A 255-nucleotide genomic window follows, 5' to 3' on the forward strand; every position below is an offset into this window, starting at 1 on the left:
GGACGAAACGCCCCAATTAGTTGAACGGAAGATCGGGATTGATTTGGGTATTTCGGATTTTGCGGTCACCACCAATGATTTAGGGGAGACTGAGAAGCACAAAAATCCAAAACCTCTTTACAAGTCCAAAAAGAAGCTGAAGAAAGCGCAACGGTCGTTATCCCTCAAACAAAAAGGCGGTAAGAACCGCAATAAAGCACGCATTCAAGTGGCCAAAAAGCACGAGAAGATTGCCAATCAGCGCAAAGATTTCTT

1 protein-coding gene is annotated in these 255 nt (G+C 44.3%); it reads left to right on the forward strand.

Going from position 1 to position 255, the window contains the following annotated elements; genetic code table 11:
* Nucleotides 1–255: transposase (locus tag ACYQ2O_RS13655; protein ID WP_459783919.1), on the forward strand; the 255-nt coding region annotated here is incomplete at both ends.

The organism is Alkalibacterium sp. m-11, assembly GCF_054658155.1.